Genomic DNA, 15,249 nt, shown 5'->3' on the forward strand with positions numbered 1-15,249 from the left:
CGCACAATTGCCCCCGCGGGCGGGTCCGGTGCTCTCGGACGCCCAGCCGCGGAACGCCCCGCGGACGTGGACCCGTTCGGGTGATATCGCGGCAACAGCTGGCGCGTGTCGTGCAGTTGGCTGCTTCACTTGATGACATCCGGTCGGTTCCGAGCGGGACCGGACCGGCTGCTCCGCGCGGGTATTCGACCGCCGAGCGACGCGGAGCCGTCCACCGAAAGCGCCGAAATCCCGTGCCGGGAGCCCGAAACGGGTTTTGCCCGGCCGCGCCGCACTCCCCCGCACCGCACTCGCCACCCCGCTGCTCCGCCGCTCCGCCGCTCTTCCCCTCCGCCACTCCCGCCGGTACGGACCTCCGCCGAAATCCGGAGGGCCGCGTTCCCCCGTCCCACCCGAACGCACCGTTTAAGGAGAAGTCCCCTTGGAAACAGAGCCCATTGCCGTCGTCGGCGTCGGCTGCACCCTGCCCGGTGGTGTGCACACCCTGGAGGAGGCCCGCGCCGTCTTCGAGGAGGGCCGGGACTGCGTACGGGAGATCCCGCCGGAGCGCTGGGACGTGGACGCGCTGTACGACCCGGACCCGCTGGTGCGCGGCCGCACCTACGTCCGGCACGGCGGGTTCGTCGACGACGTCGACCGGTTCGACGCCGCCTTCTTCGGCGTCTCCGAGGCCGAGGCGGCGCACATGGACCCGCAGCAGCGGATGGTGCTCCAGACCGTCTGGCACGCCCTGGAGAACGCCGGGCAGGACCCCGAGGAGCTGTCCGGCGGCAACACCGGCGTCTTCATGGCCCTGATGTCCTTCGACTACTCCACCCTCAAGAGCCGCGCCGGGCTGAACGGCATCACCGCCCACGAGGCGATGGACACCGACAGCATCGCCGCCGGCCGCGTCGCGCACTTCCTCGGGCTGCGCGGCCCCTGCCTGACCCTGGACACCGCCTGCTCCGGCTCGCTGGTCGCCCTGCACCTGGCCCGGCAGTCCATCCTCACCGGCGAATGCGACACCGCGATCGTGGCCGGCGCCAACGCCATCCTCGCGCCGGACGTGCACATCTCCTTCTCCAAGCTCGGCCTGTTCTCCCGGGCCGGCCAGTGCCGCACCTTCGACGCCGACGCCGACGGCTACGTCCGCAGCGAGGGCTGCGTGGCGGTGCTGCTCAAGCGGCAGTCCCTCGCCGAGGAGCAGGGCGACCCGATCCTGGCCAGCGTGGTCGGCACCGCGCTCAACCACACCGGCCGCACCCGCACCCTCACCACGCCCGACGGCGCCAGCCAGCAGCGGGTGATCCGGGCCGCGCTGGCCGGCTCCGGCGTACAGCCCGCCCAGGTCGACTACGTGGAGGCGCACGGCACCGGCACCCCCGTCGGCGACCCCATCGAGATGGACGCCATCCTGCGCACCTACGGCGCCGGGCGCCCCGCCGACCTTCCGCTGTACGTGAGTTCGGGCAAGAGCAACGTCGGGCACATCGAGGCCGGCGCCGGCCTGCTCGGAGTGGTCCGGGCCGCGCTGTCGCTGGACCGCGAGACCATCTACCCGAGCCTGCACCTCAACCGGCTGCACCCGAAGATCGACCTGTCCGGCACCCCCGTGCGCATTCCCGCCGAGCCGGTGAGCTGGCCGCGCCGCGACACCCCGCGGATGGCCGCGGTCAACTCCTTCGGCTACAGCGGCACCAACGCCCACGCGCTGCTGCGCGAGGCGCCCCGCCGGCCGGCCGAGCCACAGCCCCCGGCCGCCGTACCGGCCCGCACCGACGAACTGCTGGTGCTCTCCGCGAAGTCCGCCGACAGCCTCGGCGAACTCGCCGACCGCTGGGCGGACTTCCTGTCCACCACCGGCCGCCAGGACCTGCCCGCCGCGGTGTTCACCGCGGCCGCCGGGCGCGCCGCGCTGAGCCACCGGATCGCGGTGACCGGCCGCGGCGCCGGACAGCTCGCGAACAGCCTGCGGCAGTGGCGGACCGGCCGCGCCCCGGCCACCGTCTCCAGCGGGCACCCGCGCGGCACCGCCCAGGTCGCCCTGGTCTTCTCCGGCCAGGGCACCCAGTACCCGGGAATGGCCCGCGAACTGTACGCGCAGGAACCGGTGTTCACCGACGCGGTCGACCGGTGCGCGACGGCGATGGACGGGGTGCTCCAGGTTCCGCTGCGGGAGGTGCTGTTCGGCGCGGACGGCGAAGCCGGGGGCGCGAGCGGGGGTGCGAGCGGGGGCGGCGGGTACGCGGGCGGCGGGGTGGACCTCGATGACACGCGCTTCGCCCAACCGGCCCTGTTCGCCGTCGAGTACGGCCTCGCGGAGCTGCTGCGCTCCTGGGGCGTGCGGCCGGCCGCGGTGGCCGGGCACAGCGTCGGCGAGCTGGTCGCCGCCTGCGTCGGCGGCATGCTGCCCCTGGAGGACGCGGCCCGGTTCAGCGTGCGGCGCGGCCAGGTGATGGCCGAACTTCCCGGCAGCGGGCGGATGCTGGCGATCCGGGCCGACCAGGACACGGTCGCCGGCTGGCTCGCCGGCCGCGAGGAGCAGGTGGCGCTCGCGGCCGTCAACGGACCGGCCGACGTGGTCGTCTCGGGTACCGCCGACGCCGTGGAGGAGATCGCCGAACTCGCCGCACAGGCCCGGGTGGACACCGCGTGGCTGCGCACCTCGCACGCCTTCCACTCCCCGCTCATCGACCCCGCGCTGCCCGAACTGGCGAAGCACGCAGCCGAGTTGCGGGCCACCCGGCCGGAGTGCGCGGTGTTCTCCGCGACCACCGGCGGTGCGCTCACCGGTGCGGAGGGCCCCGCGTACTGGACGGCCCAGGCGCGCGCGACCGTACGCTGCCACGACGCCGTACGGGCCGCCGTCGACGCCGGCTGCACCCTGGTGGTGGAGGTCGGGCCGCATGCCGCGCTCACCGCGCACCTCGCCGGGGCGTTCGCCGACCGCGGGGTGACCGTGATCCCCACCCTCGACCGCGACCGGCAGGACGTGCGGCGGATGCTGACCGCCGCCGGCGCCCTGTTCACCGCCGGGGCCGAACTGGCGGTGTCCCGGCTCTACCGCGGCGACCGGTACCGGCGCACCTCGGCGGCGCCGCAGTACCCCTTCCGCAAGGACCGCTACTGGTGGGTCGATCCGTCCGCGCCGGCCGAGGACGGCAGCGCCGCGGTGGCGGCCGCCACCGCGATCCCCGCGCAGCGGCCCGAGGCCACCGTCCACACCTACCCGCTCGCCGCCACCGCGCCCTGGTCCGACCACCGCGTGCACGGCGCCACCGTCTTCCCCGCCACCGGCTACCTCGACCTGGCCGTCCGCGCACTGGCCGAGGCCACGCAGGCCGCCGAGGCCACGCAAGCCGCCGAGGCCGCGGCGGGAACAGCAGGACCAGCAGAAGCCGCGGCAGCAGAAGCTTCAGGCGACGCCCAGGACGCCGTAGCGGCCGGGGGTGCCCGCGGGCAGCACCCCGGCCTCGTGCTCGGCGACATCGAGTTCACCCGCCCCCTGGTCCTCACCGCCGACGGCCCCACCGCCCAGGTCACCCTCACCGCGCCCGCACCCGACGGCGAGCGCCGCTTCACCGTCACCGGCGGCGCGAAGGACGGCAGCCGGCCCGAGCACTGCCACGGCACCATCGCACCGGCGCGCAGCGGCGAGCGGGCCGGGCGGCTGCCGGAGGCGCTGCGCGCCGACGCGCCGCACGCCCGGCGCCCCGCCCAGCTCTACGGCGCGCTGCGCGACGGCGGGCTGGAGCACGGCTTCCACTTCGCCACCGTGCGCGAGCTGTGGCTGGCCGGCGGCGGCCGCGAGGAGGCGCTCGGCCGGATCACCGCCACCCCCGACGGCGCGCCCGACGAGACGCACCCGTACCGGATCGCCACGGTGCTCGACGGCGCGCTCCAGCTCGCCGCCGCGCTCTTCCTCACCCCGGCCGGCGCCGAGAGCACCGTGCCGGCGGCACCGCAGGCCGGGGACGCCCTGCTCCCCGGGGGCTACGTACCAGTGGCGCTGCGCCGGCTCGCCCTGCCCGGTCCGCTGCCCGGCGAGGTGTGGGCGCAGGTGCGGCGCCGCCCGCACGCCGCGCGGACCGGCTTCGTGGTCGACGTGCGGCTGTCCGACGCCGACGGCCGGATCGTCGCCGACCTCGAAGGCGTCGAGTTCCGGCACGCGGGCGCGCTGGCCGGCAGCGACCTGCCCGCCCCCGCCGAGCACCCGGCGCAAGGGCCCGGCCGCAGCCGCCGCGAGCTGCTGGACGCGCTGGCCCCGCTCGGCCCGCAGGAGCGCCGCCAGGCGGTCATCGACTGGATCGCCGCGGAGGTCCGGGAGACGCTGGGCAAGGCGTCCGAGGAGATGGACACCGTCGCCGACGGCATCGACCCGTCGCTCGCGCTGCTGGAGATCGGCCTGGACTCGCTGCGGGTCACCGCGCTCCAGCGGCGTATCCAGGAGAAGTTGGAGTTCCGCTACAAGGCGATGGAAGCGCTCGACTACCAGACGGTCGAAGGGCTCGCCGACTTCCTCCTGGAGCGGGTGCTGTCCGCGGAACCGGCCGCCGCGAACGTCTGAACCCCGCCGCCCCTCGACCCGCTCCCCCTCGACCCGCCCCCTTCGACCCGCTCCCCCACCCCAGGCCCGCAGGGGCACCCTCCCGGAGGTATGAGCCGGACCATGCTGGATTCCACTTACGTCACGGACTACATCGACAGCCACCTCGGCCGGCGCCAGGTCAACAAGATCCAGCACGGCTTCCGCGAGCGGGAGGTCGGCCAGCAGAAGGAGCGGCTGGTGCCGGCCGGCGAGGGGGCGGGCCATGTCGGCTGACCTGCCGCTGAGCGGCCGCAAGTGCGTGGTCACCGGTGGCGCGCGCGGTATCGGCGCCGCCGTGGTCCGGCTCGCCCTCGCCCAGGGCGCCGACGTGGTCTTCGGCTACCACTCCAGTGCCGCGGCCGCCGCCGAGCTGGCCGAGAGGATGCGCGCCGCCCATCCCGGCCAGCGGTGCACCGCGCTGCCGGGCCGGGTCGGCGACACCGCGGACGCCGGCCGCTTCGCCGAGGACGCGCTGCACGAACTCGACGGCGCGGTGGACATCCTGGTCAACAACGCGGGCATCACCCATGACATCAGCTTCGCCCGGATACGCCGCGAGCAGTGGGACGAGGTGCTGGAGACCAACCTCGGCAGCATGTTCAACGTGACCCGGCCGCTGGTGATGCCGCTGGTGCGGCAGCGGCGCGGCGCGATCGTCAACATCACCTCCGCCTCCGGGCTGCACGGCGCCCCGGGCCAGACCGCGTACTCCGCGTCCAAGTCCGGGGTGATCGGCTTCACCAAGGCGCTGGCGAAGGAGATCGGCGGGCTCGGGGTGACGGTCAACGCGGTGGCCCCTGGGTTCATCGCGACGGACATGACCGCCGCGATCCCCGAACCGCAGGCCGAACGCCTCAGGAACCTCATCCCGTCCCGGGAGTTCGGCGACGCGGACGACGTCGCCGCGCTGGTCTGCTTCCTCGCGTCCGACCGGGCCCGCTACATCACCGGCCAGGTCATCGAGATGTCCGGCGGCCTCATCCTCTGAGCCCTCGCGGGCGAGCGCGGGTGCCGGGCGCGTGACTCGAAGCGGGCCCTCCACCCCGCCGGGAGGCGACCGCACCGCGATCGCAGGGTATGCCTTGGGGAAACACGACGGAACGAGGCATCCGGCGCGCGCGTCCGGACCGTGGCGGGCCGTCGCCGGTGAGGGGGGACGGGCTGACATGCGGGACGAGGGTGTGGCCGAGGCGCTGTTATCGGCCAAGCTGCTGCACGGCACGGGGCGCGGCTCGGCCGCATGGCAGGAACTCGCCATGCTGATGGGGCCGGTGGCGGCGGTCGATCCGGAACTCGCCGCCGCCTGGCACGACCTGCGCGCGGACCCCGTCACCAACAGCGGCGGCGCGGTGTCGGCGACCCTACGCGATCACGCGGCCGCGCTGGCCGCGTGCGCGGCCCGGCACGGCGCGCTGCTCGACCGGCTCCACGCCTGGAGGGCCCGTTCACCAGGGCAGGACGCCGCCGTCGAGGTGGTCAGCAACCACCTGGCCGGCGGCGCGCAAGTGCACGGCGGCATGGTGCAGGCGCGGAACATCACCGGCGACATCCACTTCCACCACGCGCAGCCGCCCGCGCCCGCGCCGCGCCCGGTCCCCCGCCAACTCCTGCCGGTCCCGGCGCACTTCACGGACCGCGAGCGGGAGCTGCGGATGCTGGACGAGTTGCGCGACCGGCGCGAGCCGGACGTGGCTCAGGTGATCGTGGTCAGCGGTCAGGGCGGCGTCGGCAAGACCGCCCTGGTCTCGCGGTGGCTGGGCGCGCGCGAGGCGGAGTTCCCCGACGGCCAGCTCTATGTCGACCTGGGCGGGAACGAGCCGGACGACGTGCCGGTCGGTCCCGCGGAGGCGCTGGGCTCGCTGCTGCGCGCCTTCGGGGAGACGGTCGAGCCGGCCGGGCTGGCCGAGCGGGCGGCGCAGTGGCGGTCGGTCACCGCGACCCGCCGGTTCGCGGTCATGGTGGACAACGCGCTCACCGCCGCGGACGTGCGGGTGCTGCTGCCCAGCGCCCCCGGCAGCCTGGTGATGGCCGCCAGCCGGTACCGGCTGACCGGTCTCGCGGTGGACGGCGCCGGCTTCTGCCGGGTGGGGGTGCTGGACCCGTCGGCCGCCCAGGAGTTGTTCGCCCGGGGCGCCGGCCGGCTGCGGGCCGAGCGCGAGGCGGCCGCGGCACGCGAGGTCGTCGCGCTGTGCGGGGGGCTGCCGCTGGCCATACGGCTCGCCGCGGCGCGGCTGGCCGCGCGGCCCGACCAGCCGGTGGCGGCGCTGCGCGACGCGCTGACGGCGGGCGCCGGGCCGCTGGGCGAGCTGCGGGCGGAGGGCGCGGGGACCGTGGAGGCGGTGCTCGACGCGTCCTACCGGGCGCTGGCGCCGGACGCGGCGCGCCTGTACCGGTGCCTGGGCCTGCTGCCCGCCGTCCCGTTCGACCCGCCGTCGGCGGCGGCCGCGGGCGGGCTCACCGTCGCCGCGGCCGGGCGGCTGATCGACGTGCTGGTGGAGGCGAACCTGCTGGAGCCGGCGGGCGCGGACCGGTGCCGTTTCCACGCCCTCGTACGGCTGCACGCGGTGCAGTGCGGCCAGGCGCGGGATTCCGCGCAGGACCGGGACGACACCCTGCGCCGCTACGCGGACTGGTGCCTGGCCACGGCCACCCGCGCCGAGGCGCTGCTCGCGCCCAGCCACCGCACTCTGGCGCGCGACTACCGGTTCCCCACCGAGGCGGCGGTGTCGTTCGCCGACGACAGCGCGGCACTGGCCTGGCTGGAGGCGCACCAGGACGCGCTGACGTCCGCGGTGTCGCTGGCCGCCGACCGGCAGTGGCACGCCACCGCCTGGCAACTCGTCGACGCCCTGTGGCCGATGTTCCTGCGGCTGCGGCTGTATGACGCGTGGATCGCGGCCCACCGGACCGGGCTCGCCGCCGCGCGGCGGGACGGCGCCGCCGCGGGCGAGGCGCGGATGCTCACCTCGGGCGGGATCGGGCTGCGCGGCGCCGGCCGCCATGACGAGGCGGAGGTCTGGTTCACCCAGGCCCTCGAACTCGCCCGGGCCGGGGGCAACCGGCTCGACGAGGCGCAGGCGCTGATCGGGCTGGGCACCACCTTCCGCGAGGCGGGGCGGCTGGACCGCGCCGAGGAGGCGCACGAACGGGCCCTGGCGCTGCGGGAGTCGGCCGGCTACCGCCGCGGGGCCGCGCTGTCCCGGCTGCGGTTGGGCGAACTCGCCCTGGACCGCTCGGACTTCGAGGGCGCGGTGGAGCACCTCGGCCGCGCCCACCGGGACTTGTCGGCCGAGCACGACGCCTATGACGCGGCGCGGGCCAGGGCGCTCCTCGGCTTCGCGCTGGGCCGGGCCGGGCGCCGTGCGGAGGGCGCGCGGGAGCTGCGGGGCGCCCTCGACGGGTTCGACGCGACCGGGTCGGTGTTCTGGCGGGCCAGGACCCTGGAGATGCTGGGCCTGCTGGCCGAGCAGGACGGCGAGGAGGCCGCCGCCCGGCAGCAGTACGAGGAGGCGCTGCGGATCTACGCCTCTCTCGCCCCGGTGGACGCCGAGCGGGTGCGGCGGCGCCTTGCCGAGCTGGGGCCCGCGGACGCCTCGCCCTGAGGGCGGTGCGCCCGATCCGGTCGGGCCGCCCCGTACCGGCCGGCACCGGTCGGCACCGGTCGGCGCCCGGCCGTTGCCGCGGGGTGCACGGCGGGCCGGGGCCGATCGGTGTCATGGTGCGGCGCGGGTGCGGCGCGCCTTCAGGCCGACAGGCGCCGGTCCGCCGCCGGGTCCGCCGGTGGCACCGGGCCCGGCCGGAACCGCATCCGGCCGTGGCGCGGCGCCCGCGGTGACGGCGCGGACAGGCAGATCGCCGCCAGGTCGGCCCAGTTGCCGCCGAGCACCAGCTCGGTGTGCAGGCAGGACGCCACCACGGCCAACTCCGCTTCGGTCGGCGCCCGTTGGCCGTCGGCCGGGGTGACCGTCACCTGCCGCCCGCCGCGGGCGGCCGCGACGCAGCCGCCGTCGGCGGTGGGCACCGCCGCCACCAGGCAGCCAGGGAACCGCTCCAGCGCGCCCCGCGCCGTACGCAGCGCCAGTGCGGGCCGGTGCGCACAGCCGAGCACCAGCACGTCCGCCACCTCCGGCCGCGGCGAACCCGCGGCCAGTGCGGTGTTGACGTGCTCGTCGACGACCTCGCCCGGCCCGTACCGTCCGGCGCCGTCGAGCGGCAGCCGGCGGACCGTGACCAGCGCGGACCCCGCCGTGCGGACGACGAGCAGCCCGGCCGGGCGCTGCCCGCGGCCGGCCGGCCGGCGGTGCACCGCCACGGCGGTGCGGTGCGGGACCGCGTCCGTGTGCCGCGGCCTCATGCCGCCTCTCCGGTCCGGTCGGCCGTCCAGCGGGAGAGCGGGGCGGGGGCGGGGACCGGGCGCGGCGGCACCGGGTAGGCGGGCCGGCCGATGCCGAGCAGCCCGTAGACGAGCGCGCGGGCCCGCTGGTTGAACCGGCCCGGCTCGGAGGTCAGCCGCGCCGCCACCGCCGCGTAGGCGGGCCGGTCGTACTCCTCGGCGGCGTACCGCAGTTGGGCTTCCAGCGGGCGGGCCGTCGTCAGGGCCGGGGCGAGCCGGGCGAGCGCGGCGGCCGGTGAGGCGTGGTGCACCCGCTCGTGGGGGTAGCGGGCGAGCAGGATGGGCGCCGGGGTGACGGTGGCGTAGGAGGTGAGCGAGCCGTGGTCGCCGACCACCCAGTCCGCCGCGGCCAGGTACGCCCGCCAGTCGGCCTCCGGCGGCACCAGCGCGATGCCCCTGCGGCGGTAGCCGGACAGCCAGGACTGCACCTGCCACCAGCCGTGCCCCGCCCAGATGTTGGGGTGGCTGAGCATCGCCACGCGGTAGCGCCGCCGCGGCAGTTCGCCCAGCAGGCGCGGCAGCAGTTCGTCCAGCGCCGTGAAGGACGCGCCCTGGCCCCAGGTGCTGCTGAGCACCACCAGCCGCTGCCCGTCGCGCAGTCCGAGCGCGGCCCGGTAGGCGTCCCGGTGCGGCAGGCTGACCGTGAGCCGGTCGTACACCGGGTCGCCGACCACCGTGGCCACGGGCACGCCCTCGGGGCAGTTGCGGGCGAGGGTCGCCAGGTCGTCGCGGTGGGCGAGTGCCACGGCGGCGGGCAGCATCCGCCCGTCGCGGGTGAGGTTGTCCCGGCTGAGCATGCCCGGCGGCCGCTCCTGGCCGGGGCGGCCGTGCCAGACCCGCTGGGCCTTGATCTGCCCGGCGCCGTGGGAGAGCAGCACGACCGGCGCGCGGACCTGCTCGATGTGCTCCCAGCCGGCGGCGAGCGCGAGGTCGAACTCGTGCCGGACCGCGACCTCCCACGGGATCACCGGGGCGCGCAGCCGGCGCAGGAAGCGCAGTGCGCCCTCGCCGAAGGCGGCGTGCGGCGCCACCGTGAAGAACAGCTGCACCCTCATGTCGGAGTCGAACATCGGGAAGATGTCCGTGAGCCGCTGGAGATACGTCAGCGTCTGCCCTATGACCAGAATCTTCTTGCAGTCGCGAACCGTCATCCACTGTTCGCGATCCCCATCCATCGGCCTTTCCGGGCCGATCTCGGCGCGCATAGAAAGTCCCCCTCCGCCGTCCCGGACTCCTCGGTCCGGCCGGCTGTCCACCGACCCGCGCCGACCGTTTCGGCGCATCCCGGTCGGGTCCTGTCGGGGAACTACCCAGGGGTCTCGGAGGCTTCCTTGCAGAGAGCTTGCAGCACCCTTGCTCCCATGGCCACGACCGCTTCGGCGCCGTCCGGACCTGCCCGTGGGTGTCTCGGGACGGGGGGCGAAGCATACGGCTCCGCCGAGCATATGCCATGCGCCGCACGGAAGGTCGCCTTCATGGTCATCTGCCCGGTGGCTTCGCCCGCGGAACCGCGCCCGTCGCGCCGCCACGGGCGGGCGGCGGCGGGGGCGGCGGGGGGGTCAAAGGTCAGGTGGCGTGCCAGCCGGTCCAGGTGGTGATGTGGGCCTCGATGACCTCGCCCGCCGGGGGCCGGTCGGCGTAGTGGCGAGGGTACTTGGCGGTCAGGAGCGCGGTCCAGCGGGCCGCCGCGGGAGACGCGGCGGCCGGGGGCAGGACGCGGGCGCGGCCGTCGGCGCGGGTCCACCACAGGCGGTCCCAGTCGTCGTCGTAGTGGTCGACGAGGAGGGAGACCGCCGGGTTCGCGCGGATGTTGGCCAGCCGCTTGAGCCGCGGGGACGTCTTGGGTTTGTGGTCGACCGCGATCGCCAGGAGGTCCCCGGCCACCACGAAGACCACCGGCACCAGGTGCGGGCGGCCCGCGGCGTCCGCCGTCGCCAGCCTGGCGATCGGGGACGCCGTGAACCGCTCGCGCGCCTCGGCCGTGCCGAGCGCGGGCATCAGCCGAGGCGCGCGGCCAGCTCGGCGAACCGGTCGAGGTGCGCGAGCGCGGCCGGCTCGGGGTCGGACGGCAGGTAGAACTGCACGCGCTCGACGCCGAGTTCGGCGTACGCCTCGATGGTCTCCGCGTCGTCGGGCACGGCGTAGACCGTGACGGGGACATCGCGTCCGGCGAGGGCGCGCAGTTCCTTCATCCGCTCCCCCAGCACCTTCGGCGGCAGGCTGTTGGCGAGCCAGGCGTCGCCGAGTTCGACCACGCGCGGGAAGGCGCCCTGGCCGCCGCCGACGTAGATCGGCGGGTGCGGCTGCTGCACCGGCTTCGGCCAGGCGAAGACCGGGTCGAAGTCGACGAACTCCCCGTGGAACTCGGCCTGTTCCTTCGTCCACAGCTCGATCATCGCGCGCAGCCGCTCGTTGGCGAGGCGGCCGCGGACGGCCGGGTTCGTGCCGTGGTTGGCCATCTCCTCGCGGTTCCAGCCCACGCCGATGCCGAAGACGGCCCGCCCGCCGGAGACCAGGTCGAGCGAGGCGACCTCCTTCGCGGTGTGGATCGGGTCGCGCTGGGCGACGAGCGCGATACCGGTGCCCACCAGCAGCCGTTCGGTGACGGTCGCGACGGCGGTGAGCGCCACGAACGGGTCCAGGGTGCGGTAGTAGATGTCGGGAAGCTCGCCACCGCCGGGGTAGGCGGACTCGCGGCTCACCGGGATGTGGCTGTGCTCGGCGATGAACAGCGAGTCGAACCCGCGCTCCTCCAGGGCCCGCCCGAGTGGGGCGGGGCGGATGCTGCGGTCGGTGATGAAAGTGGAGATCCCGAACTTCATACGGCTGGCTCCTCGTCGCTTCGACCCGTACGGGCACCGTGGCCCGGCCTCCGTACAGGCATACCACCCGGGCGCCGCCGAGCGCGGCGGGGCCCGCGGGGGCCGGCCCAGGTCGGACCGGTTGCCGGAATCAACGAAGCGGCGCCCGGTCCTCTTCCCCGCCGCCACGTTGCCGCGCGCTCGGTCACCGCGCGCGGTTCCCGGCCGTTCAGTTCGACGGGCTCGTGGTGGCCGGCGGGTTGTCCCAGGGCTGGGAGTCCGGCTTGCGGATCTTCCACTCCTGGTCGTCGGTGTCGGTGCAGTGGAAGAGGGTCAGGGCGGTGTTGTCGCCGCCGGTGCTCTCGCCCGACACGTCCAGGCAGAGGTTGTCGCTGGCGTAGTTGCGAATCCAGTAGGCGCCGTCGGGCTGCTTGGCGAGCCACCACAGCTGGTTGTCGTCGGTGGTGCCGGTGCAGCGGCCCTCGATGATCTTCGTGGTGACCGGCTGCGGCCCGGTGTCCGGCAGGTCCATGCAGAGCCGGTCCTTGTCGTTGCGGATCTGGAACAGCTTGGTGCCGCCCGGCCCCTGGTTCTGGTAGCGCACCTCGAGGTCGAACAGCTGGTTGTCCGCGTCCGTGCCCATGCAGCTGAACTCGTTGACCGCGCCGCCGATCTGGCCGTCGCCGGAGCCGGGGATGTCCGCGCACTTGTCGGTGGTGGTGTTCCACAGCAGCACCCGGGTCGCGGGCAGCACGCTCTTGGGCTTCGTGGTCCCGCCGCCGCCCCCGCCGCTCGAGGACTGGGGCGCGGTGGTCGCCGGTGTGGTGGGCGGGGTGGTGACCGGGGTGGTGGGCGCCGCGGGTGTCGGGGTCAGGGTGCTGAACGCGGCCGGGCTGGCCTTCGGCGTCGCCAGCGAGCTGACCTGCGGCTTGTGGGTGAGCCAGAACATCGTGAAGGCGATGACGAGGCCGATCAGCGCGCAGAAGGTGGCGGCCACCCAGCGCGGCAGGAAGCCGCGCTGGACGTACTTGCCGTCGACGCTGACCGGGTCCGCGCCCGAGCGGGTCACGTCCAGCGTGTAGGGGCGCTGCTGGCTGGCGCCGAACCAGATGATCTGCCGCGGCCGGAGCGTCGTCTTCACGAACGCGGCCCGGCCGGGCTCGATCTGGACGTTCGCCGGGTGGATGTCGTACCCGATCTGGTCGCCGTTGTCGGCGCCGCGGATCGAGGCGGTGAGCTTGGTGTTGCCGATGTTGTCCACCGCGAGCTTGGGCTTGCCGCGGAAGCGGCCCTTCACCGTCGGCGGCACGATCTCCGCGCGGACGGCGGTGAACGGCGTGATGGTGAGGTTGCCCTCGGGCACCGTGGTGGCCTCGGGGCTCTCGGTGGGCGTGACCCGGATCGCGTACGGGTTGGGGCCCGCGACGGCGTCGGGGGTGCGCGGCGGGGCGAACGTCAGCAGGATCGAGTCGGTGGTGCCGGGGTAGAGCCGCAGCACCTGCGGTTCTATCCGGACCCAGGGCGCGATGTTCCCGACGGCTTCGAAGCGGTATTCGTCCACCACGTCGCCGGTGTTGCGCACTCGCAGCCGTACCGTGGTGCTCCCACCCGGGTCGACGGTCGCGGACGGGGGTTCCAGGGCAGTCCAAAGGCTCACGGTGCTGAGTTTAGGGATCTTCGGTGCCGGACGGCAGCGGACCCATGGGCAGTTCGCGCCGCCGCGGGGGCGAAGCCGTTGCCCTTCGAGGCCGGGTCAGGTCAGCAGCCGGACCAGGCGGTCGCGGATCTCGTCCTTGCCGGCGACCGGCTTCGGCTCCAGTGCGGCGCCGCTGCCCTCCCGGGTGAGCAGGTGCAGCCGGCCCGACCTGCGGGCGAGCACCAGGTCGGTGCTGGCGCCCGCGATCTCGGCGGAGCCCTCCGCGGTGTACTCGGTGAGGGTGAGCAGCGCGGCCCGCTCCGCACCCGACAGCAGTGCGTCGGCGCCAGGTTCGGTACCGGGGTCGGGGTCGGCCGGGCGACCGCGCGGCAGCCAGTCGACGAGGATGTCGACCGCGGCGCCGAGTTCGTACAGCCCGATCTGGTGGACGCCGAGCGCGTCGATCCGCACCATCAGGCAGATCCGCTCGGGTTGCGGCAGCAGCAGGATGCGCCAGGGCTCGCCCGCCTCGGTGCCGGTCGTACGAGCGTCGAGCACCCGCCGGGCCCGCTGCTGGAACGCCACCGCGATGCCCAGGTCGCCGCGTACCTGCACCTGCTCGCCGCTGCCCGCGAGCAGCAGTTCCCGGGCGGCCAGGGAGCGTACGGCCTCGGCGAGTTCCTCGTCCGAGGGGCGGGCCTCCAGGAAGTCCACGATGGCGTCCACGGCGGTGAGTTCGGCGATGGTGTACGCGCCGAGCAGCACCGGCCCGGTGTGCACCATGTTCACCACGGCCGTGACCAGTCCGGCCGGCACGGACGCCTGGCCGGGCCCGGGGGTGTCGTCGCTCATGCCGGTCCTCCTGACCGCCAGGTGTCCTGCCCGGGCGGCTCGTGCCGCTCGCGGAGCACCCGCGCCGCGGTGCGCGAAGGCGCCTGCGTGACCCACACCTCGGAGTTGCCGAACAGCCCGCGCCCGCCGCGGCCGGTCAGCGCCTGCCCCAGTTCGCCGCCGAGGTCGGCCCGGTCGGGCGGCGGGAAGTGCGCCGCGAGTTCCCGGGAGACGGCCGTGGTGTCGTCGCTCTCCTCGATCCGGCGCAGCGTCCGGGCGAGGGTGCGCGCGACCGGCGGCGTCAGCGAGGTGGGCACGGCGACCATCGGCGAGAGGTACAGCGGGCGGCGTTCGGTCATCCGCGACAGCCCCCAGGGGCCGACGTTGCTGCCGGTGAAGCGGTACTGGAGGTAGTCCACAAGGTGCCGCAGGTCGTCCAGGCTGGGCGCCTTGGACCCGCCGAAGGCCGCCGGGGTCTTCTCCAGCTGCACCCAGGTGCCGTTCGCGGTACGGCCGTGCAGCTTCTCCCGCACCACATGGCCGCGCATCCCGAAGTCGGGGTAGCGCTTCTTGTCGATGTCGCGGTGGTGGCTGGACAGCCGGGGGTGGTTGCCCTGGCCGGTGCGCCACTTGTCGTACAGCGCCGGGTCGTCGACGAGGACGTGGCCGCCGCGCAGCACGTCGCGCAGCTGCGGCACCTGGAGGCCGTGCTGCTCCAGGTCGTCGAGGATCACCGCCTCCTCGTCGCTGAGCCGGCCGGCCGCCTTCACCAGGCCCCGGCGGTACTCCCCCGCCCGCGCGGTGATCTCGATCATCAGCCGGACCCGGCGCCGCATCCGCTCGGCGGCTCCAGCCATGTCGGCCACACCGGTGGCGGCCGCGGGAGCGGCACCGACGGCCGGCCCTCCGCGGGCGTCGGACTCCGGCCCGGGCTCGCGTCTCACCTGGCCAGTACAGCACGCCGGCCGCGACCTCGCAGAGGTTGCGGCCGGCGCCGGCGGCGCTATCCTGCGGCGCG

Annotated in this window: 11 protein-coding genes; 4 read left to right on the top strand and 7 right to left on the bottom strand. The window is 75.2% G+C overall.

The annotated features are described in order from the left end of the window. Positions 1-421 precede the first annotated feature (421 nt). From AC3EVP_RS35380 to AC3EVP_RS35395, 4 genes are all read left to right on the top strand, one after another. Positions 422-4,549, top strand: coding sequence for a type I polyketide synthase (locus tag AC3EVP_RS35380; RefSeq protein ID WP_435137481.1), 4,128 nt, complete (start codon positions 422-424; stop codon positions 4,547-4,549). Between the two features lie 102 nt (positions 4,550-4,651). Beyond that, positions 4,652-4,804, top strand: a complete 153-nt coding sequence (locus tag AC3EVP_RS35385; protein WP_435137484.1) for a hypothetical protein — start codon at positions 4,652-4,654, stop codon at positions 4,802-4,804. Next, a complete protein-coding gene (fabG, locus tag AC3EVP_RS35390; protein WP_435137487.1) occupies positions 4,794-5,558 on the top strand; it encodes a 3-oxoacyl-ACP reductase FabG in 765 nt (254 codons plus the stop codon). Before AC3EVP_RS35385 ends, fabG begins: the two co-directional genes overlap by 11 nt. 178 nt (positions 5,559-5,736) lie before the next feature. Continuing rightward, positions 5,737-8,172 carry a tetratricopeptide repeat protein gene (locus tag AC3EVP_RS35395; RefSeq protein ID WP_435137490.1) on the top strand — a complete coding sequence of 812 codons (2,436 nt, stop codon included), beginning with the start codon at positions 5,737-5,739 and terminating at the stop codon, positions 8,170-8,172. A 140-nt stretch (positions 8,173-8,312) separates the two neighbouring features. Here the strand turns inward: AC3EVP_RS35395 and AC3EVP_RS35400 are convergent, their stop codons facing one another. The 7 genes from AC3EVP_RS35400 to AC3EVP_RS35430 form a co-directional block, all read right to left on the bottom strand. Then, a complete protein-coding gene (locus AC3EVP_RS35400; protein ID WP_435137493.1) occupies positions 8,313-8,924 on the bottom strand; it encodes a hypothetical protein in 612 nt (203 codons plus the stop codon). Next, positions 8,921-10,114: a hypothetical protein gene (locus AC3EVP_RS35405; protein WP_435137496.1), complete on the bottom strand. Its 1,194-nt coding sequence runs from the start codon at positions 10,112-10,114 to the stop codon at positions 8,921-8,923. Before AC3EVP_RS35405 ends, AC3EVP_RS35400 begins: the two co-directional genes overlap by 4 nt. Positions 10,115-10,529: 415 nt before the next feature. After that, on the bottom strand, positions 10,530-10,961 hold the full coding sequence (locus tag AC3EVP_RS35410; protein ID WP_435137499.1) for a TIGR03668 family PPOX class F420-dependent oxidoreductase: 432 nt from the start codon (positions 10,959-10,961) through the stop codon (positions 10,530-10,532). Next, positions 10,961-11,785 carry an LLM class F420-dependent oxidoreductase gene (locus AC3EVP_RS35415; protein ID WP_435137502.1) on the bottom strand — a complete coding sequence of 275 codons (825 nt, stop codon included), beginning with the start codon at positions 11,783-11,785 and terminating at the stop codon, positions 10,961-10,963. Before AC3EVP_RS35415 ends, AC3EVP_RS35410 begins: the two co-directional genes overlap by 1 nt. Positions 11,786-11,993: 208 nt before the next feature. After that, positions 11,994-13,421 (bottom strand): RICIN domain-containing protein, encoded by a 1,428-nt coding sequence (locus AC3EVP_RS35420; protein WP_435137505.1) that lies wholly within the window; start codon positions 13,419-13,421, stop codon positions 11,994-11,996. Positions 13,422-13,517: 96 nt separating this feature from the next. Beyond that, on the bottom strand, positions 13,518-14,252 hold the full coding sequence (locus tag AC3EVP_RS35425; RefSeq protein ID WP_435137508.1) for a hypothetical protein: 735 nt from the start codon (positions 14,250-14,252) through the stop codon (positions 13,518-13,520). Beyond that, a complete protein-coding gene (locus AC3EVP_RS35430; protein WP_435137511.1) occupies positions 14,249-15,175 on the bottom strand; it encodes a hypothetical protein in 927 nt (308 codons plus the stop codon). Before AC3EVP_RS35430 ends, AC3EVP_RS35425 begins: the two co-directional genes overlap by 4 nt. Positions 15,176-15,249: the final 74 nt, after the last annotated feature.

The sequence above is a fragment of the Actinacidiphila sp. bgisy144 genome, from assembly GCF_057708105.1.

Excerpts from the sequence above, each read along its gene's own strand:
- AC3EVP_RS35410 (WP_435137499.1), bottom strand. The coding sequence starts at position 10,961 with ATGCCCGCGCTCGGCACGGCCGAGGCGCGCGAGCGGTTCACGGCGTCC.
- AC3EVP_RS35415 (WP_435137502.1), bottom strand. The coding sequence starts at position 11,785 with ATGAAGTTCGGGATCTCCACTTTCATCACCGACCGCAGCATCCGCCCC.
- AC3EVP_RS35400 (WP_435137493.1), bottom strand. The coding sequence starts at position 8,924 with ATGAGGCCGCGGCACACGGACGCGGTCCCGCACCGCACCGCCGTGGCG.
- fabG (WP_435137487.1), top strand. The coding sequence starts at position 4,794 with ATGTCGGCTGACCTGCCGCTGAGCGGCCGCAAGTGCGTGGTCACCGGT.
- AC3EVP_RS35405 (WP_435137496.1), bottom strand. The coding sequence starts at position 10,114 with ATGACGGTTCGCGACTGCAAGAAGATTCTGGTCATAGGGCAGACGCTG.
- AC3EVP_RS35425 (WP_435137508.1), bottom strand. The coding sequence starts at position 14,252 with ATGAGCGACGACACCCCCGGGCCCGGCCAGGCGTCCGTGCCGGCCGGA.
- AC3EVP_RS35385 (WP_435137484.1), top strand. The coding sequence starts at position 4,652 with ATGCTGGATTCCACTTACGTCACGGACTACATCGACAGCCACCTCGGC.
- AC3EVP_RS35395 (WP_435137490.1), top strand. The coding sequence starts at position 5,737 with ATGCGGGACGAGGGTGTGGCCGAGGCGCTGTTATCGGCCAAGCTGCTG.